The 25,818-nt window shown below is 45.7% G+C and carries 21 protein-coding genes; 10 read left to right on the forward strand and 11 right to left on the reverse strand.

The features are described from left to right. Positions 1 to 168: 168 nt before the first annotated feature. The gene (locus PRUB_RS23780; protein WP_010380340.1) at positions 169 to 504 is read left to right on the forward strand and encodes a DUF5992 family protein; all 336 of its coding nucleotides are present in this window, start codon (positions 169 to 171) and stop codon (positions 502 to 504) included. 112 nt (positions 505 to 616) lie between these two features. On the opposite strand, the gene PRUB_RS23785 is transcribed toward PRUB_RS23780, so the two are convergent. The 4 genes from PRUB_RS23785 to PRUB_RS23800 all read right to left on the reverse strand — a co-directional run bounded on the left by PRUB_RS23785 (position 617) and on the right by PRUB_RS23800 (position 6,007). After that, the gene (locus tag PRUB_RS23785) at positions 617 to 3,547 is read right to left on the reverse strand and encodes a M14 family zinc carboxypeptidase (RefSeq protein WP_010380342.1); all 2,931 of its coding nucleotides are present in this window, start codon (positions 3,545 to 3,547) and stop codon (positions 617 to 619) included. Positions 3,548 to 3,751: 204 nt separating this feature from the next. Continuing rightward, positions 3,752 to 4,108, reverse strand: a complete 357-nt coding sequence (locus PRUB_RS23790) for a DUF2237 family protein (RefSeq protein WP_010380343.1) — start codon at positions 4,106 to 4,108, stop codon at positions 3,752 to 3,754. Positions 4,109 to 4,319: 211 nt separating this feature from the next. Beyond that, positions 4,320 to 5,213 carry a DMT family transporter gene (locus tag PRUB_RS23795; RefSeq protein WP_010380345.1) on the reverse strand — a complete coding sequence of 298 codons (894 nt, stop codon included), beginning with the start codon at positions 5,211 to 5,213 and terminating at the stop codon, positions 4,320 to 4,322. A gap of 179 nt (positions 5,214 to 5,392) precedes the next feature. Beyond that, positions 5,393 to 6,007, reverse strand: a complete 615-nt coding sequence (locus PRUB_RS23800; protein ID WP_010380348.1) for a flavin reductase family protein — start codon at positions 6,005 to 6,007, stop codon at positions 5,393 to 5,395. A gap of 104 nt (positions 6,008 to 6,111) precedes the next feature. Between PRUB_RS23800 and PRUB_RS23805 the strand changes: the two genes are divergently transcribed. The 5 genes from PRUB_RS23805 (at position 6,112) to PRUB_RS26660 (ending at position 8,336) form a co-directional block, all read left to right on the forward strand. Then, positions 6,112 to 7,035 carry a histone deacetylase family protein gene (locus PRUB_RS23805; RefSeq protein ID WP_010380350.1) on the forward strand — a complete coding sequence of 308 codons (924 nt, stop codon included), beginning with the start codon at positions 6,112 to 6,114 and terminating at the stop codon, positions 7,033 to 7,035. Between the two features lie 204 nt (positions 7,036 to 7,239). Then, positions 7,240 to 7,524: a helix-turn-helix transcriptional regulator gene (locus PRUB_RS23810; RefSeq protein WP_052026407.1), complete on the forward strand. Its 285-nt coding sequence runs from the start codon at positions 7,240 to 7,242 to the stop codon at positions 7,522 to 7,524. Positions 7,525 to 7,529: 5 nt separating this feature from the next. Beyond that, a complete protein-coding gene (locus PRUB_RS23815; protein ID WP_010380354.1) occupies positions 7,530 to 8,060 on the forward strand; it encodes a hypothetical protein in 531 nt (176 codons plus the stop codon). After that, the gene (locus PRUB_RS23820; protein ID WP_155946252.1) at positions 8,044 to 8,190 is read left to right on the forward strand and encodes a hypothetical protein; all 147 of its coding nucleotides are present in this window, start codon (positions 8,044 to 8,046) and stop codon (positions 8,188 to 8,190) included. The genes PRUB_RS23815 and PRUB_RS23820 overlap by 17 nt, the downstream gene beginning before the upstream one ends. An 11-nt stretch (positions 8,191 to 8,201) precedes the next feature. Next, positions 8,202 to 8,336, forward strand: a complete 135-nt coding sequence (locus PRUB_RS26660; protein WP_277925549.1) for a hypothetical protein — start codon at positions 8,202 to 8,204, stop codon at positions 8,334 to 8,336. A 236-nt stretch (positions 8,337 to 8,572) separates the two neighbouring features. Here PRUB_RS26660 and PRUB_RS23825 read toward each other — a convergent pair whose 3' ends face one another. From PRUB_RS23825 to PRUB_RS23845, 5 genes are all read right to left on the reverse strand, one after another. Beyond that, complete coding sequence (locus PRUB_RS23825) at positions 8,573 to 9,556, reverse strand: helix-turn-helix transcriptional regulator (RefSeq protein ID WP_010380356.1); 984 nt, start codon at positions 9,554 to 9,556, stop codon at positions 8,573 to 8,575. 301 nt (positions 9,557 to 9,857) lie between these two features. Next, a complete protein-coding gene (locus PRUB_RS23830) occupies positions 9,858 to 11,972 on the reverse strand; it encodes a neutral/alkaline non-lysosomal ceramidase N-terminal domain-containing protein (RefSeq protein ID WP_155946251.1) in 2,115 nt (704 codons plus the stop codon). 627 nt (positions 11,973 to 12,599) lie between these two features. After that, the gene (locus tag PRUB_RS23835; protein WP_010380361.1) at positions 12,600 to 13,007 is read right to left on the reverse strand and encodes a VOC family protein; all 408 of its coding nucleotides are present in this window, start codon (positions 13,005 to 13,007) and stop codon (positions 12,600 to 12,602) included. Positions 13,008 to 13,079: 72 nt separating this feature from the next. After that, positions 13,080 to 13,490: a helix-turn-helix domain-containing protein gene (locus tag PRUB_RS23840; RefSeq protein WP_010380363.1), complete on the reverse strand. Its 411-nt coding sequence runs from the start codon at positions 13,488 to 13,490 to the stop codon at positions 13,080 to 13,082. A 330-nt stretch (positions 13,491 to 13,820) separates the two neighbouring features. Then, on the reverse strand, positions 13,821 to 14,954 hold the full coding sequence (locus tag PRUB_RS23845) for a fibronectin type III domain-containing protein (protein ID WP_010380365.1): 1,134 nt from the start codon (positions 14,952 to 14,954) through the stop codon (positions 13,821 to 13,823). Between the two features lie 276 nt (positions 14,955 to 15,230). Between PRUB_RS23845 and PRUB_RS23850 the strand changes: the two genes are divergently transcribed. Then, positions 15,231 to 15,701, forward strand: a complete 471-nt coding sequence (locus PRUB_RS23850; protein ID WP_010380367.1) for a GNAT family N-acetyltransferase — start codon at positions 15,231 to 15,233, stop codon at positions 15,699 to 15,701. Positions 15,702 to 15,807: 106 nt separating this feature from the next. Here PRUB_RS23850 and PRUB_RS23855 read toward each other — a convergent pair whose 3' ends face one another. Further along, entirely contained in the window at positions 15,808 to 16,929 is a 1,122-nt protein-coding gene (locus tag PRUB_RS23855; protein WP_010380369.1) for a response regulator, read from the reverse strand. 17 nt (positions 16,930 to 16,946) lie between these two features. After that, positions 16,947 to 18,026 (reverse strand): HD-GYP domain-containing protein, encoded by a 1,080-nt coding sequence (locus PRUB_RS23860; protein WP_010380370.1) that lies wholly within the window; start codon positions 18,024 to 18,026, stop codon positions 16,947 to 16,949. A gap of 99 nt (positions 18,027 to 18,125) precedes the next feature. Here PRUB_RS23860 and PRUB_RS23865 point away from each other — a divergent pair, with 99 nt between their 5' ends. The 3 genes from PRUB_RS23865 (at position 18,126) to PRUB_RS23875 (ending at position 25,571) form a co-directional block, all read left to right on the forward strand. After that, positions 18,126 to 22,127 (forward strand): hybrid sensor histidine kinase/response regulator, encoded by a 4,002-nt coding sequence (locus PRUB_RS23865; RefSeq protein WP_010380372.1) that lies wholly within the window; start codon positions 18,126 to 18,128, stop codon positions 22,125 to 22,127. A 220-nt stretch (positions 22,128 to 22,347) separates the two neighbouring features. Continuing rightward, a complete protein-coding gene (locus PRUB_RS23870) occupies positions 22,348 to 24,381 on the forward strand; it encodes a S9 family peptidase (protein WP_010380373.1) in 2,034 nt (677 codons plus the stop codon). A gap of 191 nt (positions 24,382 to 24,572) precedes the next feature. After that, positions 24,573 to 25,571, forward strand: a complete 999-nt coding sequence (locus tag PRUB_RS23875; RefSeq protein WP_010380375.1) for a S41 family peptidase — start codon at positions 24,573 to 24,575, stop codon at positions 25,569 to 25,571. The last annotated feature ends 247 nt before the right edge of the window (positions 25,572 to 25,818 follow it).

Raw genomic sequence — 25,818 nt, forward strand, 5'->3', positions numbered from 1 at the left:
GCCCGACAAAGTTTATGCTCACGACAGGACTCATACAAGGTGAAACGGACTTAATTTGGTTAGTGCATAAAAAAGTGAGAGTGGACAAGTTACAAAGGAAAGCTCGTTCAGGACCTTTGGCGCATCTGTTATTTTCTATTTTTTGGTTAAATAAAAAGGGTAGCTACAATGAAAAGCGTATTTTTTATTTTGCTTTTGGTGTTTAACAGCAATGTGTTGTCAGCGGACAGGCTTGTTTCAAATGCCAATGTGACGTCATTAAAAGTGTATGAAACAAACGATGACTCAGTGAATGTCTGGATGGTTATAAATGGGAGTGGCCGAATTGGTCCCAACCCCGACAACCCGGCGGTAACTTGTGAGCTGTGGACCAAGAGTTCGTCCGTTCACGGAGCGGCATTGGCTGCATTAATGAGCAAAAAAAAGGTCAATATCTGGTACGTTGACCGAGGTGATAAATCACACTGGTGTAAAGTCAAATTGTTAGAAGTTCTCGATAACTGATGTAGGACCAGTTTCCCAATCACAGATGCTTTCGTTGAGTCTCATTTTTGCTAAAGCCCTGCAAGCTAAGTGTTGCAGGGCTGTTGGCTTCAATATACGTTAAGTAAGGTCATTAAAGACTTTTGATTGGCTGGTGAGTACCCAAGCCAGAACCGTATACGATCGCATTCAATAATAACCGGTTGGTGGCGAGTGTAGAGCCTCTAAATGCAGGCTGGCCTGAGAACAATATAACCTGTCCTCTACCCAGGCGCTCTCGTGTTAAGTAAGCTGAATTCGCGATTCGTTTGCTTGCTTCTGGCCATAACAGGCCACTCATACGCAGCGTCAGAGTTTGTTTGTCAGGTAACGTTGACCAGTTTATTGTGCGGTTAAGCGGTTTATCTGCTGCACTTTCCACGCGTTTTTTCCATTTTTTGTCTTCCATTTCCTGGTATGCACCAAACCTAACCGGCGCCTGCACGCCTTCTTTGGCCATCAAAACCGGGTTTTGGGCAGTCAGAACCGGGATCACTTTAGGGGCACCAAAAGTCAACCAATGCTTTTGGTCGGTACGGGCAGCAACCAGAGCGCCTGCTGGCTTAAATTGTGCGAGCCAGTCATCTTGTTTTTTCAGTTGCTTCTCGCTTAGTGTTTTTGTTTCGCTGTTCCAGGGGTAGTTGACTGACTCAGCAGCATTGTGTTGCCAGGCCTGGCTCACCTCAGGATAACCGTTTTTTTGTGCTAACCACTCTTTTTGTAAAGCAACATCATATGTGGCTATGTCTTTGAAGGTATCCTGAATTTGCCTTACCCGGCTGAATTGAGCACCTTTATCTACAAACGGGGCTACAGAGCCATCTATGGCAATGAGTGTGCCACCGTTTTTTGTCCATGTTTTTATTGCTGATAGTTCATTTTGACCCAATCGGTTGTACCAGGTTGATGGCACGATGAACGTGTTGTAGCGTCGCAGGTCTGTGATACTAAAGCGATTTGAGTCTATATGAGAATGACGGATCCCCAGATTGCTGTCGATGCTATGCCAAATTGCACCAAAATCTAATGAGCTGATGCCGGGGCCGCCAAGAATGGCGATTTTTGGTTGATTCAGTACCTTAAAGTGCTCACCACCAAAATCAGGCAAGTCGCCTTTACCCATACCACCTGTTACCGCATGTGCAGTGACAGACATTTCCTGTGCTGTTTTCTCAATTACTGCATCTAAATCGCCGGCAAAGAATTCATTGTCGTAGCGTGAGACTATAATGGTGCCTCGACTCATATTTACCCCATCCAGGGCCGTTTCTTTGTCAAGGATACGTGTTGTCACCCCTCGTTCCATTAAGCGAGCGGCAAATCCTACCGAAGCATCATTAGTGCCATTGACCACATAGCCAATGGAATTCGCTTTTTTAATTATTGCCGGACGTTTTTCAGGTGCAGAGTAAGGGCGAATGTTATCATTGATATCGCTTGGAATGGCCAGGGCTTCAACACCGTGCATCATGGTGATATTCCATGCGGTGGCGTCATACATTAAGCTGGAACCATCACGCAGTACGCGTTGACGCTCTTCAATGAGTACACTGTCGTCTATCTTGGTATCAAATTCCAGCATAGTGGAGACAAGCCGCCCCTGAGCTTGGCGATTGCGAATGATTAACGTACCTGTGGGGAGCATTTGTGAGACGGAATTTCCAAGTTGATTAGTGGCATTTTTAACCGCAATAGGTTGCGTAGTTTGATGCATCTCAAAGCCTTGCAACTGCATTAAATCAACAAATTTGGCCATCCGCTGATGGTTCTCAGACGGTAAAATGGCAAAAGTTCTATCAGCATATGGGCTGTTTTTTGAAATGAGCTTACGTTTGTCGCTCACAAAGTCACGATAGATATCTTTTGAGTGCTTAATGAGTGTTTTTACATTAACCAGGCTACTGACAAGCTGTTTATCAACTCCTTCAGCATAACTTACAATACGGCCATTCGGCTGCATGACACCATCTTCTTTGATGCGCGCTTGTTCGTACAGAATGTGAATAGTGCCTCGGAATGCGGCATAACTTGAATAACCCGGGTAAAGGTTTTCTAACCATTCACCTGTGTAGTATGGCCAGTTTTGATCATCAAAAGCTTGAGCCTGATCTTGCGCAAAAATCCCCCCCCATTTCCTGCCTGATGCGGACAAGTTTTTGTTTACAGGCTCTCGCGCCAAACCAAATAAATAAGAGTCCATTGGGCCCATTTCGTGCGCATCAATCATTAATTGCGGATTCCATTCATTGATTGATTTAACAATACCGCGCGTTTCAGGGTGAACGCCCAAAATAAAGTCACGGTTTAAGTCAAACAAGTAATGGTTACTGCGGCCAGCTCTCCAAGCGTCGGTGTGTAACGTCGATTGGGTGTCTACATTGGGGGCAACCCCTCGACGCTGCTGAAGCTCCTGTGTAAAGCGCGCACGACCGTCAGGGTTCATAAGAGGGTCGACAATGATAACGCTTTTTTCAAGCATATCTTGAATGTCTTTTTCTTGTGATGCTATTAATTGGTAGATTGCCGCCAGTCCCGCATCACTGCCCGACCCTTCATTGCCATGAATAGTATAGGCAAGCCAGGCGACGGCTGGCAGTCTGTTTATAATGCGCTTTTCTTCACTCATTGAGAGGTTTTTTGGGTTTGCTAACTTGCCGATATCTGACTTGATCCGGTCGGTGTTTTTTAGGTTTTCTGGAGATGAAATAACCACATAGTGTAAGGGTCTGCCTGCGTGAGAGCGCGCATATTCTACAATTTGCATTTTATCACTGACTTGCTGCCACTGTTTTAGTGCGTCGGTGATTTGTGCTGGTGTTGCCGCTTTTTGGCCGACAGGAAAGCCCAGAATACTCTCTGGGGTGGGAATACTGGCGTCTAGTTGGCCATTAATTAGCGCTTTTTGGTAATCAAGGCCTTGTAATTCAGTGGGTGTCAGTTTTATTTGCGCGGTTGCTTGACTACTGATGGTCAGCGTACCTGCAAGTGCAATGGACAATACTTGAGAGTGAAATCGCATTGACATGAGGGTTCCTTATTGTTTTTGTTGGTATGTTATATTGTAACATTTTGTGGTTGGGAATAATTGTTTAGTGAGCTTGGTTTTATTGCGTGTTAACGCTTTTTCTAAGTTAAAAGTAGGGGAACTATAAAGTCAGGGGCTGGCAGCTGTCGCTTTCTAGCGCAGAGTATAATACTCAGGCTAGAAAGTGTTTTTTAACCAATTGTTTTATTGTTGATGTGCTTTGAGGACCTCTAATGAGATGAACTCCAACGCATTTTCGTGCGTTGCTTCGAGATTGACAGGAGGAGCAACCCCGGCTTCATAGGCTTCTTTCCACCTTAGCGCGCATAAACACCACCCATCGCCTGGTTTTAAGCCCGGGAAATGATATTCCGGATGTGGCGTGGTTAAATCGTTGCCTCTGGATTGGGTAAAGGCCAAAAAAGCCTCTGTGACTGTGGCGCAAATTACGTGAGTACCAACATCCATATGATTGGTATTGCAAAATCCATCCCTTAAAAAACCGGTCAACGGATCTGTGCAGCAAGACTGCAGCGCTCCACCTAATACATTTTTAGCCATGTTTAACTTCCATTCTTTATACAGTTAGGGTTTTGTACGTATGTGCTTGCTGCGGGGTTTACTGTACTCCCATAATTTAGACAAAGCTCAGAAAACGTCAGAGAGTCGCCCGACGATAAACTTGTCCGGGTTTTGTAGAATCAAAATATTCAGCCATAGATAGGTCATTTTGTGCATGTTCAGGTTATAGGATTCAGCGGTCGTGAGCGAGTCAGGCCCCCTGTAATAACAAAAATACGCCAAACAGTGCGATGACACCGCCGCAAAGCATTGCTTTGGTGACCGTTTCTCTTCGGATCAAGCCCAGAGTCATTACCATGAGTGGCGCTGTGGCAAAAATGGTTTGTGCAATTGCCGGGTCTGTGTGGTTAACAGATAGGAGTTGTAACCACAAACCAATGAAAGTGCCAAAAAAGACAGCAACAAATAACCAGCGTTTACCCGACAATTGTCTCAATGTCAGTGCCTGGTTTAGGCTTTGTGACTTTAAACAGGCGACCAGACAAGCAACAAACAAGGTGCCAGATGAAAGACGGATGAATGCAGCCCATAAGCTACTGATGGTTTCACTATTTAACGCGCCTTTAGAGAGCACCATGCCGGCGGCCTGGCAGGTTGCGGCAGTGAGCGCAAACGCGATGCCAAGCAGATAGTGTTTTTTATCTGTTATAGGCTGAGTTTTGGTAGGTTTAATCGCAACAATGACACCACAGGTTGTTATCAGAATACCAAGCCAGGCAAGCGGACTAAGATAGACTCCCAGGATCAGGATATTCAGTATGCCGGCAATGGCTGGTGCCAGGCTTTCCACGACTAAAGTGCGTGCGGGCCCAATATTTCTGAGCGCGGCAAAATAGGCGCTGTCTCCAATGGCAATACCTAAAACGCCACTGGCAATCAGCCAGGCCCAGCTGGAAGGTAATACAGGATATGCGGTGTCTTGCACAATTAGCATGCAAAATACCATCAAGGCAGCGGCGATCACGCCTTTGCTGACATTGAGTTCAAATGGACTAAGGTGGTGGCTAAAGCGCTTATATAGCAAGGTTGAAAACGCCCAAACAAATGCAGCGCTGATGGCTGCTATTTCACCTATTCCAATCATCTTCTTGTTCTTCTTGTGAATTTTAAGCGGCTAGTATACCGAAACCGTATGAAAGGGGAATCATGGTGTGTGAACTCTGTTTGAACTTGTAGCCCTGCGGAATGGCAAATATCAGTTGAAAAAACAGAGGGCTCAAGCGCACATTGTCAGAAAATGAGCCCTGGTTTAATTACTGGACTTTAAGCCGGTCTGACTTTCGCAAATGGGGCCGTGATCCCTGAGTACTCTCCACCACCCAGACGTGCCAGTGGGGCGGCTTTATCGGCCAGTACTTTAATGCGTTGTTTGTGGTCCAGCTCAGTTACTTTGTCGCTCAGGTACAAACTGATGATCTTCACAAACACCAGGTTTTGCGGTGTGTCGCCTATTTCCTGAACTTCATATAACTCACAGCCATAAGCGATATCGCAATGGGCGATCCGCGGCATGTTAAAGCCTGCGAATTCAGCAAGCTTTATGTCGTTGGCGGTTACTTCGGATTCGCCATGCGGCAGCGTTGCAGCCGTTTGCGTTACCAGTTCAGCATCATGCTCAGAGGCAATGTGAATCACACATCTGCGTGTTGATTTGATGTTTTTTACTGTGTCTTTTATTTCTCCTGTCGGCTTTTTGCCGGCTGAGAACATCAGTAAAGGCGGCGCACTGGATACCGCTGAAAAGTAAGAAAAGGGGGCCAGATTGTAGTTCTGGTCGTCGGACTCCGTTAACACCCAGGCGATGGGCCTTGGGATCACGGTTTGAGTCATAAGGTGATATATCTGAGTTGGCGAAAAATCGGCAAAGTTCAGTTCCATAAGGCAAAATACGCAAAGTTTAGGTGATGATATGTTGCCATACTAACCACAAGGTGGAAAGATGCGCTACACTCACGCCATCCTCGTTATATGTTGTTTTGGATATGTATATAAACCGCCAATCACTCAATACCAGTCTGCCGCTGGTGTATCACCCCAATTATTCATTTAGTTTTGACCCAAATCACCGTTTTGTGATGAGTAAGTTCGCTAATCTCTATCAGCAGGTGAGGGCAATGGGCTTGATTGGCGACAACGTATATCAGCCTGAGCTGGGATCTCCGGAGCCACTGGAAACGGTGCACTGCGATACTTATTTGTGGGACCTGTGGCGTAATCAACTTGATGCAAAATCGATGCGTCGTATTGGTTTGCCTTGGTCAGAGCAGCTAATGGCGCGGACCTTTACCGCACCGCTGGGCACACTCAAGACCGCAGAGTTAGCGTTGCAAACCGGTGTAGCCTGTCACCTGGCTGGTGGCACGCACCATGCTCACTACGACTTTGGCTCAGGCTATTGTATGGTCAATGATTTAGTCTTTACTTCTACAACCCTGATAGCGCAAGGAAAAGTAAACAATGTGCTGATCTTTGATCTGGATGTCCACCAGGGCGATGGCACTGCAGCCATGCTCAAACATAATCCTTATGTATTTACTTGTTCTATCCACTGCGAGAAAAACTTTCCATTTCGAAAACACAGTAGCGATCTGGATATTGGCCTCACAAACAACCTGAAGGACGCGGACTACTTGCAGATCGTAGAAGACACCCTGACAGGCCTGCTCGAAGACGTTAATCCGGATCTGGTATTGTACGACGCCGGTGTGGATATCTGGGAGCACGACGGCCTGGGTAAGTTAGACATCAGTTGGCGAGGCCTGGAGCAACGCGATGCTCTGGTACTCAAGACCTGCCAGCAAGCAGGTGTACCCGTTGCAACCGTGATCGGCGGCGGTTACGACAAAGACCACCTGCGCCTGGCCAAGCGCCATGCCATTGTGGTTGAGCAAGCGGCACTACTTTAAAAGGAATTCTGTTAGTTTCATTTAAATAAAAAGTAAACGGGCTGTTTAGGGCCAAATGCAGGTAACTTAACGCCTTGATTAAAGTAGACTTATAAATAGATTCATAAAGTGCCTACTTTTTGTTTCTTATGTTAAAAATTGGTTGCTTGCGCGCGTTGTTGGGTGGTATTTTTCGCTCACAGTATAAGGAGAGGGTACAAGTGTGTGAATAACATAACAAGAAGGAACAAAACGGAAAGATTCAGACGCTATATTCAAAGCTCGGTCAGGCGGATGCGCCTGGAGCGTAAATGGTCTCAGGCCACCCTGGCTAAAAAGCTTGGCGTTGATCAGGCCACCATCAGCAATTATGAGTCCGGTAAAACCGATATGAGCAGTGTACAGCTGTTTGAGGTATTTTTATTATTTGGTAAAGATCTAACCAATGCGTTGGATTTTGCTGAGCCGAATTCAGATGAAGTTCAAGAGAACGATCAGGAGAAGGAGTAACTTATATGTTTGATATTTATACAATCGTTGATCATGCTCAGCCGCTTGTTATTGTGCTGGGGTTGTTATTAAGCTGGAAGGTGCCTACTGCAAGATGGTTTTTTCTATCTTATTTGGCGGTCATCGTTGTAAACATAGCGGTTTTCTCTATTACTATTGAATGGAGAGTCCATTATTACCTTTTTCAGGCATTTGTTAACATTGTATTTATATTACCAATCGTTTATCGTAGAGACTTGGCTTTATTTCTGTATCGAAAAACCGATGTAAGATTTTTTCTTCAAGTATATGAAAAACAAAGTCTGTCTTCTCAAGAGTGTATGATTTTACTGGTGTTCGCACTGGCTGTTGTAGTTAACTTGGTAACTTGGCTTGAAGTCTTAGCATATAAACACTATTGGATAGATAACGCTTACATCAAACTGTACGTAAGAGATAATGTTGTTTTATTTATTCAGCTGTTATTGCTTGGGTGCCTGTTATCTTATGCAAAAAAGGCTGAAGCAAGGGAACTTAACTATGAAAAAACTAGATAAACAGCAAATGAGTTTGGTCATGGGAGGAGACTCCCGTTCTCCAGATTTACCAGCAAGACAAAGAGCCGAGATAATGGAAAATGAGGCGAAAAAAGGAACTACCCAATGGCTAGTTCAAAAGGAAAAATGAGGGATTGAATTATGAAAATATTAATTAAGCAGCTTACAAAGCATATCTACGGCGGTTCACATGTACGCTCTCCTGATTTACCACAGCAGGCTAGAGTGATGCAACTACCAGCTGATGCTGAGGTTTTGGAAAAGAAACCAGGTTGATCCAACGTTTAATAAATGGGTTTAACAAGTTCCAGTCTTTTTAAAACGAAAACTATCTGAACTTGTCACCATCTAACACCAACACCCTTGTCATCCCGGGCGCTTGCGACCCGGGATCTGCTTCACACCACTCGGCTCTCTACCCGGGAGGATTTAATAAAGTGCGAGAAGTGCTCGGTGTACTCATATCTATCGGCTAGCGTCAATACCCGCTCTGCCCATGACGCTATCTCACTTCACCCTGAGCGCTGGCTATCCACCAGTTGTGCCAGTTCACTGCGGCTGTTTATCCCTATCTTGTCGTAAATTCGGTATAAATGATTAGACACGGTTGAAGGAGCCACATTCAGCTGCTTGGCAACCTCCTTAAAAGTCAGACCCTTACATACCCATTCAACAATTTGGCTTTCGCGCTGGCTCAGGGTGTCGAGCGGACCGGGCAGTCTGAGCGTGACCATAAACAGCTCACCAAGCGCACGAAACGAAACCGCCAGATTATTAACCTCCACGGTGGTTTGGTCTTTGCCTATCGCAAAGGGCAGGGTGACACCAGTACGATTGGGAAAATACTCATTCATTAACGCGACAAAGCGCGGCTGCGCTTGGTGGAAACACCCGTTACTGTCGCAAATAGCAGACGTAGCCTGATCCTGGGTTTGTTGCAGCGCACTGCCAACTCGCAAGTGCAGAAAAAAGGCGTGAGAGACGGCGTTGACCAGGTGAAATACCAGTCGCTCCTGTAACTGGCGTTCCTGCTCGGTAAAAACATGTTGGCGGTCTAAGCGATATAAACTGATCAATGAATACAGGCCATTGCCCTGATCAAAATGACCCGCAGCCAAAATGCGTTCAATGCCATAGGGTTTAAACAGTTTTTGATATAATTCGGACTGATAAAAGGCATCATCGGCGAAGACATCCTGCATATTGACCGGTTTGCCGAGGTTATTGATCACCGCCTCTTTTATCGGATTAATGGCTAGTGTTTGTTGCAAATGGTGGGCATATTGTTCGTCTAAACCAAGATGACAAACATAATGAAAGTGAATATCTGCGCTGTTGCCGCTGCCCCAAAATGCCGCATCAAAGTCAATGATCCGGGATAGCTGCCCTAAAGCCCATACACGATACTCATTGGGTGGTATGCGTGCGGCTTCACGGTAAAGTGTGCTGATGAAAGCTTCTGTGCTTTTTTCTGCGTTGGTTTTTTGTGTTGTCATAGTGGTTTTTAGTCATTTAGATTAAGCACTGAGGTGTGATTGTTTTGCGTCAGGTTTTTCCAAATAGAGTAAACATTCAAGTTTTTAGTTTGATGATAGGGGGAACAAGAAATTTTGTATATCCGATGTTGTCATGAATTAACGATGTAAAACTGGGTGAGTTCAGGTTGGGTATACTGGCGATGGAGCGAAGATGCTGGGAAAGTCAGATCAGACGGGTGTTTTGATGAAGGTTATTGAATTTGACAAAAGCGTTGGTTTGCAAAGGGCCATGTAAAACATGGCCGGGCAATAAACAAAATTAGTTCACTGTAAATGAGCGACTCTGCCCTGAGTAACTGCGTATCTTGCCGCCCCAACCGCTTTTCCAGTGACCTGTGTGCTTGATACGGTAGGTGCCTCTGGGCATATCCGGGTTGATAGTCCATTCCAACTGAGCAAATGAGCAGGCCATACAGTCAGCGGCGGTATCGCGGATCCAGGTGAACTTAGTGCTCAGGTCATTATCAGTTAAGACAGTTGACCAGCCACCGTTTTCATATCGCTGTACCTCCATAAAACTCGACATCGTTTTAAAGTTATTCTGAGGATGGCCAGAGCGAAACTTCACCTTAACCGTATTACCACGCACGTAGCTGCTGTTGGCATCGCTCCAGGTTTGCCCGAAGGACTCCCACAACCGCTTGTCATCATAAACTACACCAATGGCATAAACTTTTTGTTTATTTGACCAGTCCAGCGGGCTTGGGCCTGTGTCCAGGTTATCGTCGTGTACCAAAGCATTGGCAAGCCCGCTAAAAATTTGCCGATAGGCTGCCAGGCTGTACTGACCAAACAGGGTATGTGCGCCTTCGTAATACTGGATCTGATATTCCTCTTTGGTTGTGATATACCCGCCATAAGCATTCGCCAGCCCGGCAAAGACCACAGTGGTGATGCCACGAGGGGCAAGTGCTGTCTGTAAATCGTTCCGCAGGCGGCGTGCTGCCATGGTGGTCATTTCTCCCGGAATACCCACAAGGGCTATATTACCAATCTGAAAGAGCTGGAAGGGTAGGGTATCTGTATACAGGTGTGCGCCGGAGCCCAATTTTGTGGGTAAAAAGGTGGGTTTAGGATACTGACATGCCTCATGGGTTTTGCTGCCCAGCACGTTTTTATCAAAGCCGAGCAGGCCAGCAAAATCATTAATGAACTTAAACGCACCGCCAACAGCACCTATTACTGTACTACGATCCCAGCTTGATCCTTCATTGTCTTGTGTCATGCCTTCAAATACACCCGACTGGCCAGACGGGCCGTCATAGGTTGCTCCGGCTGTCATTGAAAATCCAATGGCACCCTCACATAGTCGTTGATCGCCATTTCCCGTGTATTGACCCAAAACGTTTAACCCTGGCAGTTTTACGTACTGAAAACGTACCTCCAATGCGCCACTGAGTGCGTCTGTTGCATTGTTATAAAGGCTCAGCGCTTTGCTGTATTGCTTGTTTGCTGATAGCGCGACGTTTGCTTCATTGTTACCTTTGCCTGCACAGCCATCTTCCGGTCCACATACATTGGGCGAAACATCCCCTTCTTCGCTGTTTGCGAAGGCAGCGACAAACTGACCCGAAAGTGGCCAGTTCGCCCCTTTGTGCTTTTCAAACAGCTGGGCAGCAACCCCTTTGTTGTCTCCGGTAATAAGGCGCTGACTCTGGTTGCTCGACACATTGTGTACGCCAAACCAGTTGATCATGCCAATCTCCTGGCCATTGCTCTTCACCAGCTTTAGCAAGGTCATGGTTTCATTTATCTGAGTGTCATAGTCATCGGCATCCGGGTTTTGGTTGTATGCAGTCAAATTACGGTTAACCGCCGCACCAGACAATTGCCCCTGATTGATGTGGATACTGCCCAAGCCTCGGCTCAGATAGGCGTTACGAATAGACTGGTATATCCCGTTGACTATGGTGTTGTAATTGTCTTCGTCATAACCCAGCGCACTCATATTAAGCATGATGTTGTGATCATAACCACCCGGTCCCACATGAACATGAGTTGCGCTAAGCATCACATTGTTTTGGTTAAAAAGTGGTGCAATCAGCGGGTCACTGGCAATTTTCTTGAGTACGCCCTGATGGACTCCTTGCGTAATGCTTTGCAGGTCTGCACTGACAAAGGTGACAAGTTGATTGGAGTTTGGTTTACCAATTACAAATGCACGAGACCAGAGGCGTGTGTGTATCCCTTTGGTGGTCTGCCCAACATCGCCATACCCTACCATGCCCCGATCGGCGGCCGGGCCGGTAATATCATAGATCCCGGAGCCAATGATCCAGTCACTATTTGCTTTTATGCCCAGGCTAACAAGTAATAGCGCTAAGCCACTGAATTTAATCAGCCAGGTTTTATATCTTGCGTGTAAAGTAGTCATACTAATCCCCCAGCCATACCAGGCAGCACGGCTGTTTTCGTTCATTGTTTAGGATAAGTACCCATATAAAATGGGTGCATTTGATACTCGCGAGATCGAGGGGCTATTAAATCTTGGTTAGCAATGTAACGAAATAGTAATATTAGCCTAACAAGTTGATTTGCTGCCTGAACGCGCAGCGACAAGTTTTTCGCAGGACAGGGCACGATTTGGTTGCGCATAAGGTTTTATCTGTCAGCGATGGAAAACCGGCGGATTTGAATGTGCTGTTGTTACATTAGGTGTATTATACCAATTTCACTTAATACCTGGTCTATTTGAAGGAGCAAATAGGACGCTAACAGCGTTAAAAATTTCTTATTTAGAACAACTAAATAGCAAAATTTTTGCCTTGTTATCGACCCTATTTTCTCGCCTCAAAATAGACCACTTAATTAAGCAAATTGGTATTAGTGTGTATCAAAGACCGCTGGTGGAGCGGCTATTACCACGAAAATCATGTAGGCAGCCAGAGCCCGGAGAGTGATAGACATAAAATAGCGAGCACTTCTTAGGTGCTTAATATATGCAAGGCAAAGCAGCAGAGCCGCATGGCGCGACTTGCTGACTTTACTTAGTGATCTGGTTTTATCTTTGTACCAAACTAAACCAGTTTCCGGAGTTGTCCAGACCCATGGCTTCCACGCCATATAATTGCTCTGTTGGCGGCTGAATGAATTCCACGCCTTTGGCGACAAGCTCTTCGTATGTTTGCTGGCAATTTTCCGTTTCGAAAACGCCCGCGCCGAATGCGCCTTCTGCAATTAAACTACGTATTTTTTCGGCAGCCTCTTTGTTAAACATGGGCCCTTCTTTTGGCTCTGCTAATACCAGTTGGAGCTGTGAATTCGATTTCGGATAGACAGTTAACCACCGGAAACCGCCTTCTACTTTCATATCATCACCGATTTCGAAACCAAGCTTATTTTTATAAAAATCAAGCGCCTCGTCCTGATTTAGTACATATATTGTGGCATGCGCTATGGATGTGATCATCTTCATATTCCTTGTTGTGAGTTCACCTTTATTGTATAGATAAAATCCAGTAAAGGTTTCTCCAATATTGCGCTATTTGCCTAAAAAGTGACGAGCATAACAGGCCGGTATGGCCTGAGCGGGAAAGCAAAATGGCTCAGCCGACAAGGCCCAGAGTTTGCGTCGATATAAAGTCGGTGCCATGCCTGTTTGCTTTAAAAATAAAGAAGAAAAGCTACCAAGACTTGAATAACCCACATGCTCACAAACCTCTGAGACACTGTGGTTTTCGGTAATCAGCAGTTTCTTTGCGTGTGCTACTCTGAGCCGGATCAAAAATTCATTGGGCGTTTCGCCATAAGTGTCCTTGAAAACCCGTAAAAAATGGTAGGGAGAGATATGCGCGTGCTGTGCCATATCTGAAAGGCTCAGTGCATTGTAGAAGTTGTCGGCAATGTGATCCCTGCCAGCTTTCACTTTTTTTAATTTGTTGTTTGTGGCCATAACATTTAACGCTTATTCCCTGTAAAAATGACGGGCGTACTGGCATTACTTCAGGCCTGTTAACGCTTTCAACAGCCCTATATACGCATCATTCATTGCGATAACGAAGCAAATAAATTACCACTGCTAAACCCCTTACTCAAGCACAACCAGATTAGAAAGGCGACCTATAGAATAAACGAAAATTATGTCACTCATTCTGAAGAAAAGCCGACTTATATAGCTTAACAAATTTCAACGCTCCTTAATTGCAGGCTAATTCATTACTCAATGGCGACTACCAACCTTCATTCAAAGCATTGAGGTTGGTAGCCGACGCGGATTAAAGTGTTAGTTACTTACAACGTTAGATGCAGGTGATGCGTTGTAGCAAATGCCACTTTGCGTACACGCTTTGACGCGATATTGCCTGTTGCCTGACCCTAAGTTTGACCAGGAGATACTGGACGTGTTTGGTGCGTTGTAGAACCGGTAGTCAGTCCAGTTATTGTTGTTGTACTTGATTGAAAGTACATACTGATAGGCACCGGGTACATCGTTCCAATCCACAATGATTGTATTGCCACTTAATCTGGCGTAAGGCGCGTTGGGCGTACCCAAACCTGAGCTCACTGTAACTGTGTTTGAGATCTGCGAAGGTTGAGAGCAGCCATAGCTATTACAAGCGACGACGCGATAACGACGATTACCATCATTTAAGTTTTGCCAACTCATGTAGGACGCTGAAGCCGGACTTGGAATATATTGATAATCTGTCCAGCTATTGTTGTTATATTGAATGGCCACTTTGTAAGTTGCACCGCTGACAGGTTCCCAGTTCACATTCACGCTGTTACCGGAGGCCGAGGCATTGATCCAGCCTGGCGCATCAGGCACGCCGGGCACTTCATATTCATAATCAACGCCGATGGTGTATTCGAAATACATATAGTCTTCGCACTCAGCCGGGTTTCTATTAGCACATCGTAAATTCACACTGTTGCTCAGCTGTGCCTTCAGGGTGAATGACAGATTATCTAAGCGAGTACCATTAAAAGGCAGGTTAACTGTCGAAGATCCTAATGAGTTTGCACCGTATGCCGACATAATGGCTTTTACCTGACCCGTTAGCGGATTAGGTAAATAGGGAGAAGATGCGCTAACTGTGAGAATATAATCGCCCAGCAGCAGGCCCCGGGTCAGTACTTGTCTATCCGCATAGGCAGTAAAACTCGCGCGAATATTGGTGATGGTCGCATTGTTTGGGACTTCACAGCTCTCAGCGCCAAAGACAGAATACTTGGCGGTTGTCACGTAGTCATTGTTGTCCCAACTCATAGGCGGCGCGCCAGGTTGGGTTCTGGATATTTCACAATATCCACTTTGCGTCGCTGCGGTGGCAGAGAAAGCGGGGAGAAGTCCGAGTGTCAGCGTGGCGCTCACACATAACGCTGAAGCACAGCTTGGTAATAACTTAGAGATCATACTTACTTTCCTTTTATAGTCTGTCCTAAAAAATGTGAGGCTGGCACATCTTGCCAGCCATGAGAAAGGTGCACTTTTAATTACAAAGGCCATTTGATGTTATATTAAAATATTCATCAGGGAATTGATTTAGTCGGCATTCCGGATGCAAATTTTCGACGTTGATAAGCCTTGAATGTTTAGTACAAACAGACAAAAAGCACGCAGTTATTACTTTCTTGCAAGTCTGTATCAATATTGAGACAGTTGACCTATTCAACAAACAGACAAGGAATGATGACATTGGAATTTTGTTTTCTTGCCGAACGACCGGAGTTGACGGCGCTGGTTGCTCACTGGTATTTCAACGAGTGGGGGGCGTTGGCACCTGGCGCTACAGTCAACTCGTTTGAAGATAAGCTCGCAGGGTATCTGCAAAAAGATGCTATCCCACTGGCGTTGCTGGCAATGCAGGCAAACAAACCTGTTGGCGTTGCTCACCTGCGCTTTCACGAAATGACCATTTACCCGGATAAAACGCATTGGCTGGGAGGTGTGTATGTCGCACCTCACGCAAGAGGTGAGCAGGTCGCTTCTGTATTGGTACAAAGAATCGAGCAGTTGGCTCAGTCTTTTGGTGTTCGGGAACTACACTTACAAACCGAACAACAAGACGGTGGGCTTTACCAGCGTTTAGGCTGGCAGGCACAGGAGCGAGTGAATTATCGTGGCGTGGATGTGGTTGTAATGAGCAAGTCGCTATCCTGATTTGAGCCCGCTGGTGTATGCGGTTTCTTTGCTTAACATGACACTCGTTTTCGATGTGAAAACTCTGAGTGCCATGATGCATTTAACCCTGATATTACCCTCAGCGTTAATCGATTAGCTTATCCAGCTTGATAAAAAAGTCATTAAAGGTTGTCGACATGTCTTCTGAATGTGCTTGTATCTGTTGTAAATCGTCCTTTGCTCCGTCGAGGGTTTCGCGAATTGTCCGCTCCTGCGCATCGCTGAACCCAAAGGTTAGCATTGACTCCTCGATATCAAAGATAAGTCGTTCAATCAGCTCCTGACACGATTCATTATAGTGCTTAAAAATGTGCTCGATACTTTCTAAATCTTTGCTGGCAATCTGGCTAAGCTCCTTAAGGCCCTGGTTTTTTGCCTGAATAGCCTGAACATTGCTCTCCAGACTTTTTAGTCTGGCATTCGCCCCTCTGACGACCAGAGCCAGAATGTCATTGAAGCGCCCATATTTCTCTTCGTCGTCTGTGGGCATATTTTTAACCAGCAAGGAGCAATAGGCGCTGTTAAAGAAGCTTCGCTTTTCAATATTGATAACGGTTTTGCTCTCGCGGCCTTTTTTTAATAATTCGCGCTCAAGCGGGTTAATTACGCCAAAGTTGCTAAAATCTCGAAACTCTCCCAGTAACCCGAGCTGCACGGACGCTTTCAGGTTAAGGTTTTGACACAGCGACAGGATGGCCGTAGAGAGTTCTGAGAGCGTGTTGCACCGATATGTATTTTCAATAAACTCTAGGCACAGTCCCAGCTCGCTGCAACTGGTAATGGCGGTCATTGTGACTTCTTCAGCGGCTTCGCAGTTTACTTTCAAAGTGTCTATTTCATTGCTGTACTTCACCAGGCGCTCGATTCTGAAAGCCAGCTCGTCTGCATCAAATGGCTTGGTGATGTAATCATCACCACCCGCCTTAAAGCCTTCCAGTTTGTCGTCAATACAGTCTTTGGATGACACAAATAAAACCGGGGTATCGTTATGACTTGAAGCCTTGCGAATTGCCTGACAAACCTCGTAGCCGTTCATTCCCGGCATAACGACATCCAGTAAAACAGCATCGTACTTTCGTTCACTGAACAGTGTCAGTGCATCTTCCCCATTAAATGCCGAAAAGTAGCTATGTGTTTCGCCCAGCATGGTCATTGCGATGTCATGGTTTACCTCATCATCGTCCACCAATAAAATTGAGTAAGGCATAAGTCCCCCGTTCGATCTTAGTCCCGGTATTGTTGAGAAATCTTAAAAAATGCGCTTTCTTGTGCCAGAAATTCATCTAATAGTTCGGGGTCAAAATGACTACCACGGCCTTCTTTCATAATCGCAATTGCGTCGCTGTGTTCCATGGCATCTTTATAAACTCGTCGACTGATGAGCGCATCATAAACATCGGCAATGGCCATCAGTCTGGCACTGAGTGGGATATCTTCTCCCTTGAGCCCTTCGGGGTAACCTGAGCCATCCCATTTTTCATGGTGATAATGAGAAATCTCTTTTGCTGTTTGTAAAAAGCTGTCTGTCTGGCCCAGCGCTGACTCGGCCGTTTCGATAGCATTACGGCCAAACACGGTATGGCTTTTCATAATCTCAAACTCTTCTGCTGTAAGCCGGGCTGGTTTGAGTAGTACATTGTCCGGTATGCCTACTTTGCCAATATCATGCAATGGCGCAGATTTGTAATAAATATTGATGACTTCGGGGGTCAGTATCTGCTTATACTTTTCTTTGCCACTGAGTATGGTGGCGAGCAACTTGACATAAAGCTGTGTACGACGAATATGATTACCGGTTTCCTGATCCCGGGTTTCTGCAAGGCTTGCCATTGCCTGAATGGTGACGTCCTGCAGCTGCGACATTTGCTCGGTCCGTTTCTGGACCTCTTCTTCTAAGTAATTGTTTTTGTCTTTAAGAATATCTTTCGATTCTTTGTTTAGCAGATGCGTATTTAGGCGAGCCAACAGGATGGGGGGGCTAATTGGCTTGTTGATATAATCACATGCACCCAGCATAAAGCCCTTTTCTTCATCTGAGACGCTGGTTTTTGCGGTCAGGAAGATGACCGGAATTTCACAGTGAGACTCATGTGACTTCAGATATTTGATGACATCGTAGCCATTCATTTGTGGCATCACAACGTCCAGCAAAATAATATCTATCTGGTTGTTCTCAACAAGATTAATAGCGGCTTCACCACTTTTTACTGCCAATACACGATATTTGTCTTTGATAATTTCCGCCATGAAAGCCAGGTTCTCTTTCACATCATCTACTACCAGCACGGTCTTTAGTTCTTCCATAGCCTCTGTTACCACTATGTTGCACGATTGCACGATTGCACGACGTACTCAGAAATATAGGTCTATTATTAGTGAAACGCCAAATAGGGATTGAGTGTAATGAAAAGCTTAAGAGCTAGCTTCTTTATCACTTTTTTAATGATGCTGGTTGTGAGTTGTGGGATCGGCTTAATGTCGCATTTTGTCAGGACAGAGGTCAATGCTCTATCACAGAAGCAAGCACAGTTATTTCAGCTTACCGAACTTGCCCATGAATTGAAACTCAGCTCGGATAACTTAACCAATTTTGCCCGTGCCTATGCGGTAACCGGCGATGAAAAATGGCAGCAGTTGTTTCAGTTTGTTTTGCTTGTACGGGATGGCAAAGTGCAAGCGCAAAGCGCCAATACTTTCGATTATTGGGATAATCTCGCGTCACCTCATGCCAGCTTGCCAAAGTTAGAGCGGATAGAAGACGGGCATAATATTATCGAGCGCTTCCAACAACTTGGGGCACAAGATTTTGAGCTGTTGCAAATGCAAAATGCCCTGTCCACGTCGAATGGATTAGTGGGGTTAGAAAGGCAGGCGTTCAATGCCATTCAGGGGATCTATCGGGATGAGTATGGGAATTGGGTGGAAGGAGGGGAACCCGATTTAACAAGCGCGCAGAAGATTTTATTCAGCGATACGTTTTTAGCCGAAAAATCAAAAATTATGACCGCAATTGGCGAGGCGCACAGGGCCATTGCAACACGCCTTAATAATGAATTGCAAAGCCATCAAGACAGTCTCAGCGCTGCTTATATGTTCAGAAACATATTTAATCTGATTTTACTCATCAATATCGCATTGTCATTTTATCTGCTGTGGAAATTGTATATTAACCCCGTAGCCTCTATCCAAAAGCAGGTAGTCAGCAATGTGGAGCAAGGTAATTATAATTTTACGCTTGATGAATCCGTAAAAGGGGAGCTGTCGGAACTCTCTATGTCTATGAACAAGCTGCTTAATGACCTATCTGAGCAACTTGAGTTTAACACTATTATGAAGGACTTTGGCCTTGCATTGCGAGGCAAGAAAAGTCCGCATGATCTGGGTGAAGAGCTGTTACAGTTTCTAGAGCAGCGGTTATCCGTTCCTTTACTTGGCTTATATGTATTTGAAGATCAGAAAGCACTTAACCGAGTTGCCGGAACAGGTTATAGCAGTAGCTGCGCCACAACATACAGCAATTATGACTCCATTCACTTTCATGTTCTTAGCACTCAAAAGCCCTACTCTATGAAGTTTGAAAAAGAGCAATATGCTATCGAGTTGAACGGACAAAAGCTCTCTATTAGTGAGCTGTATTACTTTCCGCTGGTAGTGAGTAACGACAGTATCGGGTTATTGGAATTAGGCAGCCTGGTTGAACTGACAGAGCAGGACTACAAGTGGGTTAAATCGGTTATTAATGACCTGGCGGTGAGCTTGCAATTGACCCAGAATATTGACCTACAGTCTAAAGCAGAAAAGCGCATTGTCGAGCAGCTGGAGTTGAATAAGAAAATTCTCGACGCCATCCCAAGCCCAATGTACTACAAAAATAGCGAAGGCCAATATTTAGGCGTAAATAGCGTTTTTAATCAATATTTTGGAACTTTCGATGCCGATGTGTTGGACGCCACGGCTGAGGATATTTTCGATTATGAGATTGCTCAGGTTTTTGAGCAATCCCATCAGGATTTAATCGACAGAGAGTCAAACCACCATTATGAAATAACAATCGAGAATGCAGAAGGCGACCCCAGAAATTTCATTGTGTATGAGGCGTTATTTACCAATGCTGAAAATCGGCTTGCAGGCGTGGTCGGTTTGCTGCTTGACGTGACAGAACGCAAACAAATGGAGCAAGAATTAAGGCAGGCTAAGGATAAAGCCGATGAAATGAGTACCGCAAAAGGGGAGTTTTTGGCAAATATGAGCCACGAGATCCGAACCCCGATGAATGCCATTATCGGAATGAGCCATTTGGCGCTTAGAACCGATCTTACCCCGCAACAGATGGGCTATATCAATAAAATAGATCAAGCCGCGAAAAGTTTGCTGGGGATCATTAACGATATATTAGATTTTTCCAAAATTGAGTCAGGTAAACTTGAAATTGAGCACATCGACTTTTCTTTACAAGAGGTTCTGGACAATGTGGTCAACATCAATGTGATTCGGGTGCAAGAGAAAGGCCTGGAAATGTTGCTAGATATCGCCCCTGATGTACCAATTAGCCTGGTTGGCGATCCCCTGCGCCTGGGGCAGATCCTGATTAATTTGTGTGGTAACGCCATTAAATTCACTGAGCAGGGTGAAATTACTATTTCGGTGACCGCCGCTGAGCAAATTGAAGACCAGGTAACCTTAAAGTTCTCAGTGAAAGATACGGGCATTGGCATGTCTCGCGAGCAGCAAAATAAGTTGTTTCAGGCCTTTTCACAGGCAGATGGTTCAATCACACGCAAGTATGGTGGTACCGGACTTGGTCTGAGTATCTGCAAAAAGCTTGTGGAGCTCATGGGGGGCTCTATTGGTGTTCACAGTGAGCAGGGGAAAGGCTCTGAGTTCTTTTTCACCATAAAGAGTGGCTTACAATCGGCTAAACTCACCAATGTAATTTGTCCTGACAGTCAGCTTGCGGGTAAGCAAGCGCTGGTTGTCGATGATAATGAAAGTGCACGGGCCATTTTAACTAATTTGCTTAAAGCAATGAAGTTTCAGGTGACGTGCTCTGCCAGTGGTTCCGGTGCCGTCGAGCTTGCGCAAGCCGGGGGTTATGACATTATTTTTATGGACTGGAAAATGCCGCATATGAGCGGTATTGATGCGATTAAACATATTCGGGCTTTAGAGCTGGAAACAGAACCTAAGTATGTGCTTGTTACAGCATATGGAACGGATATTGGTATGAACTCAGAGGTGCATGAACTTATTGACTCGGTCATTTTGAAGCCTGTGAATGCGTCTGTGCTACTGAATTCGATAATGGAGTCTTTTCAGCTGTCGGAGCAGCAAGGGGGCAATGAGTCGTATAAAAAGGTCGACAACACCGCGCTTTTATTTGAGCAGCAGCATGTACTTTTGGTTGAAGACAACAGCACAAATCAGGAAATCGCCAAAGAAATGCTGTCGTCGTTAAACCTTCAGGTGAGCATCGCTGAGAATGGTCAGGTTGCGGTTGAAATGATTAAGGCACAAGCGTTTGACATCGTACTGATGGATATACAAATGCCTGTTATGGACGGGTATTCTGCAACAAAGTACATCAGAAAGCTCAGTCAGTTTAACGCATTACCAATTATCGCAATGACAGCAAACGTTATGAAGGAAGATCTTCAAAAGTGTCAATCTGCCGGAATGAATGGCCATATTGGTAAACCAATCAACTTCAATCAAATGGCAGAAACAATACGCTGTCACTTATATAAGCAATCTGAGCCTACTGAACCTGTTGCGCTGCAAACTGAAGTGCAGTTTGATAAAGGCAAGGAAGCGAAAAACGATGAGCAAATAGAGATAGCTGGTGTAGATGTTGAACGCGCTATAAAGCGGCTGGGCGGCAATGACAAGGCGTTTTGGAGCATTATTAAGAAATTTGCCAGAAACCAAATTGAGGAAACTATTAATTTGAATCAGGCGCTGGTCATAGGTGATCTCGAACATGCTGAGCGTATTGCCCACTCTCTGAAGGGCGCAAGTGCCAATTTATGCATGGATGACTTATCAAAACGCGCCGCAGAGATTGAAAAAGCGATTGGCAGCGGTGAGCAAGTCGAGTTGGACCAGGTAGAGCATCTGACTGAATTCCTGAGGGGGCTACACAAGCAGCTGAGTGAACTAAATCAGGAAGATACGCCTTTAACTAAGCGAACAAATGTGGTTAGTTTAAAGGTAACGAAAGAGGACTTTACTCAGCTTGAAGCACTGCTGCTTAGTTGTGATATGCAATCAGTTGAACAGGTGCGTGAGCTTGCTGCTAGCCATAAGTTGGACGAGGCGACCAGCAAGCGGTTGATTGATCTGATTGAAGACTTTGAATTTGAAGAGGCTATCAAGGTGGTTGCCCATTTGTTAGAAAAATCAGCGTAGTGAACCCACAGTGCCCATCAAGGGATACAAACAAAAGCGTATCAAGCTCAATAGATTAACAGCCAGACATAGGTTTGGCTGACTTAAGCGACATTCAATATCTGTGTGACTTTATAACACGTCGGGTTTTTATTCCGTTTTATCGCGTATTGGATGACATCTGTATTCAGCTGAATAACTATGTGGCCTTTATTAAAATGATAACAATAGGAGGCTGCCCATGCCTTTTGGACTGAAACGTACTTTGCAATGTTCTTTACTGGCGTTTGCAACACTACCCGTATTGGCGCAGGCAAATGCCGGGCTACAGGCTGAAGATATTTTTGAGCTTGAATATGCAAGCGATCCGCAAATATCGCCCAACGGCGAGCAAGTGGTGTACGTACGTAACAGCAACGACGTGATGAAAGATGCCAAAAGACAAAACTTGTGGCTGGTCGATGCAAAAACGGGCGTACAGTCTCCTTTGTTCTCAGATGAAAACCGCTACTATCAGCCGCGCTGGTCACCCGATGGCAGCAAGATCGCCTTTTTGAGTGATGTCTCTGGCAGCACTCAGGTGCACGTGCATTACATTGCGCAAAATCGCACAGCTTTGCTGACTCAGTTACAGGCTGGGATCGGTGATCTGACCTGGTCGCCTGATGGTAAATGGCTGGCATTTAGCCAAAAGGTAGAAGAAAAGCCCGCGGTTATCGCCAAAATGCCGGCAAAGCCAAAAGGCGCCAAGTGGTCCGAGTCGGCCATTGTGATTGATAAAGCCTATTATCAGGCGGATGGACGCGGCTTGGTTAAGCCAGGGTATCGGCAGATATTTGTGTTGCCAAGCGAAGGTGGCACGCCTCGTCAGCTAACTTCAGGTAACTATCACCACAGTGGTAAGCTGGCCTGGCGCAGCGATTCAAAGGGCATCGTGTTCTCGGCTAACCGCATTGCAGACTGGGAATATAAGCGCCTGGAGGGTGACCTGTTTGAAGTCGATTTCGCGGGTAAGATCACGCAATTGACCAATGCGCCGGGTCGCGAGCACTCTCCGAGCTTTTCAGAAAATGGCAAGCAGCTGGCGTTTTTAAGCTCATCGGGTGAGTTGAACCCGTATCGCAATCACAAACTAAATATTATGAACTGGCAAAGCAAGCAATCTCGCATGATTGCGAAGGACTTTGACCGTTCAATCCAAAGCCCAAGCTGGATAGGCAGCACTAAGCTGGCAATGGCTTACGACGACCATGGCATGCGCAAGCTGGCCACCATTACTACCAAAGGCAAAATTAAAGATCTGACCAATACGCTGTCAGGCACCACGCTGGGCCGTCCTTACCTGAGCGGTCAGTTTAGCGCCAACTTTGATGGTGAGATTGCCTTTACCAAAGGCTCAAGCTCGCGTCCGGCTGATGTCGCTGTCACAACCAGTAAAGGGAAAGTGAAGTCGCTGACTGCGCTGAACGAGGACTTACTGGCGCACAAAACACTGGGCAAAGTACACGAAATCACTTACAAATCATCGTTTGATGGTGAGCAGATCCAGGGCTGGTATATCACGCCACCAGATTTTGATCCGAATAAGAAGTATCCATTGTTGATGGAGATCCACGGTGGTCCACACCTGGCTTATGGTCCACACTTCTCGGCTGAGTTACAACGCTATGCAGCACAAGGATATGTTGTGTTTTACGATAACCATCGTGGTAGTAGCTCGTACGGTGAGCGTTTTGCGATGTTGTTGAAATACAAGTACAGCTCAAAAGAAGACTTTGCCGATCATAACTCGGGCGTAGACGCCATGATTGCCAAAGGCTTTATTGATCAGGATAACCTATTTATCGCGGGTGGCTCAGCGGGCGGTATCGCGACTGCCTATGCCATTGGCCTGACAGACCGCTTTAATGCTGCTGTTGTTGTTAAGCCGGTGATCAACTGGTTAAGTAAAGTACTGACCGCCGACAGTGGCCTGGTGCAGATCCCCACTCAGTTCCCGGGGATGCCATGGGAGCATGTTGACCATTACTGGGAACGCTCACCATTATCTCTGGTTGGTAATGTTACCACACCGACTATGTTAATGACCGGAGAGGAAGACCTTCGTACGCCAATGGCTGAAACAGAGCAGTTCTATCAGGCACTAAAACACCGTAAGATAGACTCTGTACTGGTGAAAATTCCGGGCGCACCCCATGGTATTGCCGGACGTCCTTCGCGGATGATCAGTAAAATCGAACACACGCTCGCGTGGTTCGAAAAATATAAAAAATAACAGGAAAAGCCGCGTAATGCGGCTTTTTTAATGCCTGTTAGCAAAAGACAAAATAACCCTGCTGGGGCGCTTTTATTTTGCCCAAGCGTCCTTCGATGCGCTGAAAAAGCCTGAACAGCGAGAAAAAGTGAACGTTTTACTGATTTAGGTATCTTAACTGCCTGATAACTAATAATTAGAAGGAATTACAAATGAGGCTTATTCAGTATTTTGGCCTACCTCTGGCGATGCTATCTTGTATCAGCAGTGCCAATGAGGCGCTTAACAAGCAGGAAGTTGTCAGCACTTTAGTGAATGAAATTGAAAACAGTTATGTTGAAACTGACAAAATCCCCGGTCTGGCAAAGAGTTTGCGTCAACTCAAAGATAACCAAGCTTTTCAAGGAGCTGTTACTAAGGATGAATTTGCCGCTTTGTTGTCCGCAGAGTTGAAAAAAACCGACCCGCATTTTGGCGTGCAGTGGCGCGATCCGAGCGGTGTTGTGGCAAAGAAAAAATATGAATCCTGGTTCACTAAACTGGCGCGTAACAACTCTGGTTTTAACAAGGTCGAGATCTTGCCCGGCAACGTCGGTTATATTGACTTCTGGGGCTTTGATAATGTTACGGATGAATCAAAACGCATCGTGGCAGGGGTGATGACGTTTGTGGCCAATGCGGATGCATTGCTCATTGATCTGAGAAAAAATGGCGGTGGCAGCGGGGAAATGGTGCAGCTGATCAGCAGCTATTTTTTAAAGCCCGATACGCATTTAAATAGCATCTACTGGCGCACCACCAACACCACGCGCGAATTTTATACTATAAAAGAGGTCGCTGCGAAGGCGAATTTGACCATTCCCTTGTATGTGCTCACGAGCAAAGGAACCTTCTCGGCAGCCGAAGAGTTTGTCTACAACCTGAAGCACTTGAACAGAGCCACCTTGGTGGGTGAAGTTACCAAAGGCGGCGCAAATCCCTGGCAATACTACGAGCTGGGTAACGGTTTCCGGGCCAGCATTCCTATTGCCAAGGCTATCAATCCTGTAACCAAAAGCAACTGGGAAGGCGTCGGCGTAAAGCCGGACATTGTCACGACCAGTGAGACGGCTTTCAATACGGCTTATAAACGCGCGCTTAAAGACATCGCTAAGGTCGTTGATAACGAATATCAGCTGGCAGAGATAAAGGATAAAATCGATACTCTGTAACTATTTCTTCCCGCAAGTGCCTCCCTGGTCGGCATGCACGGCAAACAGGGAGCACATGCGAAAATCTTGCTATCAAAAGATGCAGTTTTGACGAAAGCGCCTATTTTTCCAGTTCAATGTCCACAATATCGTCAAAGTATCTTACTGGCGCTGAAGTTTGTCGATATTTGTTAAAACGTCCAGCATAAGCAAAGGAACCAGGTTTGGAACCGGGTACAAAAATGTGACATTGGACGTTTTAAGGCTG

This window comes from Pseudoalteromonas rubra, assembly GCF_000238295.3.
In the GTDB taxonomy this organism is placed as follows: domain Bacteria; phylum Pseudomonadota; class Gammaproteobacteria; order Enterobacterales; family Alteromonadaceae; genus Pseudoalteromonas; species Pseudoalteromonas rubra.

What these genes read in the sequence shown, in the direction of transcription:
- PRUB_RS23845 (WP_010380365.1), bottom strand. Translation starts at nt 14,954, where the DNA reads ATGATCTCTAAGTTATTACCAAGCTGTGCTTCAGCGTTATGTGTGAGC.
- PRUB_RS26660 (WP_277925549.1), top strand. Translation starts at nt 8,202, where the DNA reads ATGAAAATATTAATTAAGCAGCTTACAAAGCATATCTACGGCGGTTCA.
- PRUB_RS23855 (WP_010380369.1), bottom strand. Translation starts at nt 16,929, where the DNA reads ATGCCTTACTCAATTTTATTGGTGGACGATGATGAGGTAAACCATGAC.
- PRUB_RS23875 (WP_010380375.1), top strand. Translation starts at nt 24,573, where the DNA reads ATGAGGCTTATTCAGTATTTTGGCCTACCTCTGGCGATGCTATCTTGT.
- PRUB_RS23835 (WP_010380361.1), bottom strand. Translation starts at nt 13,007, where the DNA reads ATGATCACATCCATAGCGCATGCCACAATATATGTACTAAATCAGGAC.
- PRUB_RS23865 (WP_010380372.1), top strand. Translation starts at nt 18,126, where the DNA reads ATGAAAAGCTTAAGAGCTAGCTTCTTTATCACTTTTTTAATGATGCTG.
- PRUB_RS23850 (WP_010380367.1), top strand. Translation starts at nt 15,231, where the DNA reads ATGACATTGGAATTTTGTTTTCTTGCCGAACGACCGGAGTTGACGGCG.
- PRUB_RS23870 (WP_010380373.1), top strand. Translation starts at nt 22,348, where the DNA reads ATGCCTTTTGGACTGAAACGTACTTTGCAATGTTCTTTACTGGCGTTT.
- PRUB_RS23785 (WP_010380342.1), bottom strand. Translation starts at nt 3,547, where the DNA reads ATGTCAATGCGATTTCACTCTCAAGTATTGTCCATTGCACTTGCAGGT.
- PRUB_RS23860 (WP_010380370.1), bottom strand. Translation starts at nt 18,026, where the DNA reads ATGGAAGAACTAAAGACCGTGCTGGTAGTAGATGATGTGAAAGAGAAC.
- PRUB_RS23825 (WP_010380356.1), bottom strand. Translation starts at nt 9,556, where the DNA reads ATGACAACACAAAAAACCAACGCAGAAAAAAGCACAGAAGCTTTCATC.
- PRUB_RS23840 (WP_010380363.1), bottom strand. Translation starts at nt 13,490, where the DNA reads ATGGCCACAAACAACAAATTAAAAAAAGTGAAAGCTGGCAGGGATCAC.
- PRUB_RS23805 (WP_010380350.1), top strand. Translation starts at nt 6,112, where the DNA reads ATGTATATAAACCGCCAATCACTCAATACCAGTCTGCCGCTGGTGTAT.
- PRUB_RS23795 (WP_010380345.1), bottom strand. Translation starts at nt 5,213, where the DNA reads ATGATTGGAATAGGTGAAATAGCAGCCATCAGCGCTGCATTTGTTTGG.
- PRUB_RS23780 (WP_010380340.1), top strand. Translation starts at nt 169, where the DNA reads ATGAAAAGCGTATTTTTTATTTTGCTTTTGGTGTTTAACAGCAATGTG.
- PRUB_RS23790 (WP_010380343.1), bottom strand. Translation starts at nt 4,108, where the DNA reads ATGGCTAAAAATGTATTAGGTGGAGCGCTGCAGTCTTGCTGCACAGAT.
- PRUB_RS23800 (WP_010380348.1), bottom strand. Translation starts at nt 6,007, where the DNA reads ATGGAACTGAACTTTGCCGATTTTTCGCCAACTCAGATATATCACCTT.
- PRUB_RS23830 (WP_155946251.1), bottom strand. Translation starts at nt 11,972, where the DNA reads ATGACTACTTTACACGCAAGATATAAAACCTGGCTGATTAAATTCAGT.
- PRUB_RS23815 (WP_010380354.1), top strand. Translation starts at nt 7,530, where the DNA reads ATGTTTGATATTTATACAATCGTTGATCATGCTCAGCCGCTTGTTATT.
- PRUB_RS23820 (WP_155946252.1), top strand. Translation starts at nt 8,044, where the DNA reads ATGAAAAAACTAGATAAACAGCAAATGAGTTTGGTCATGGGAGGAGAC.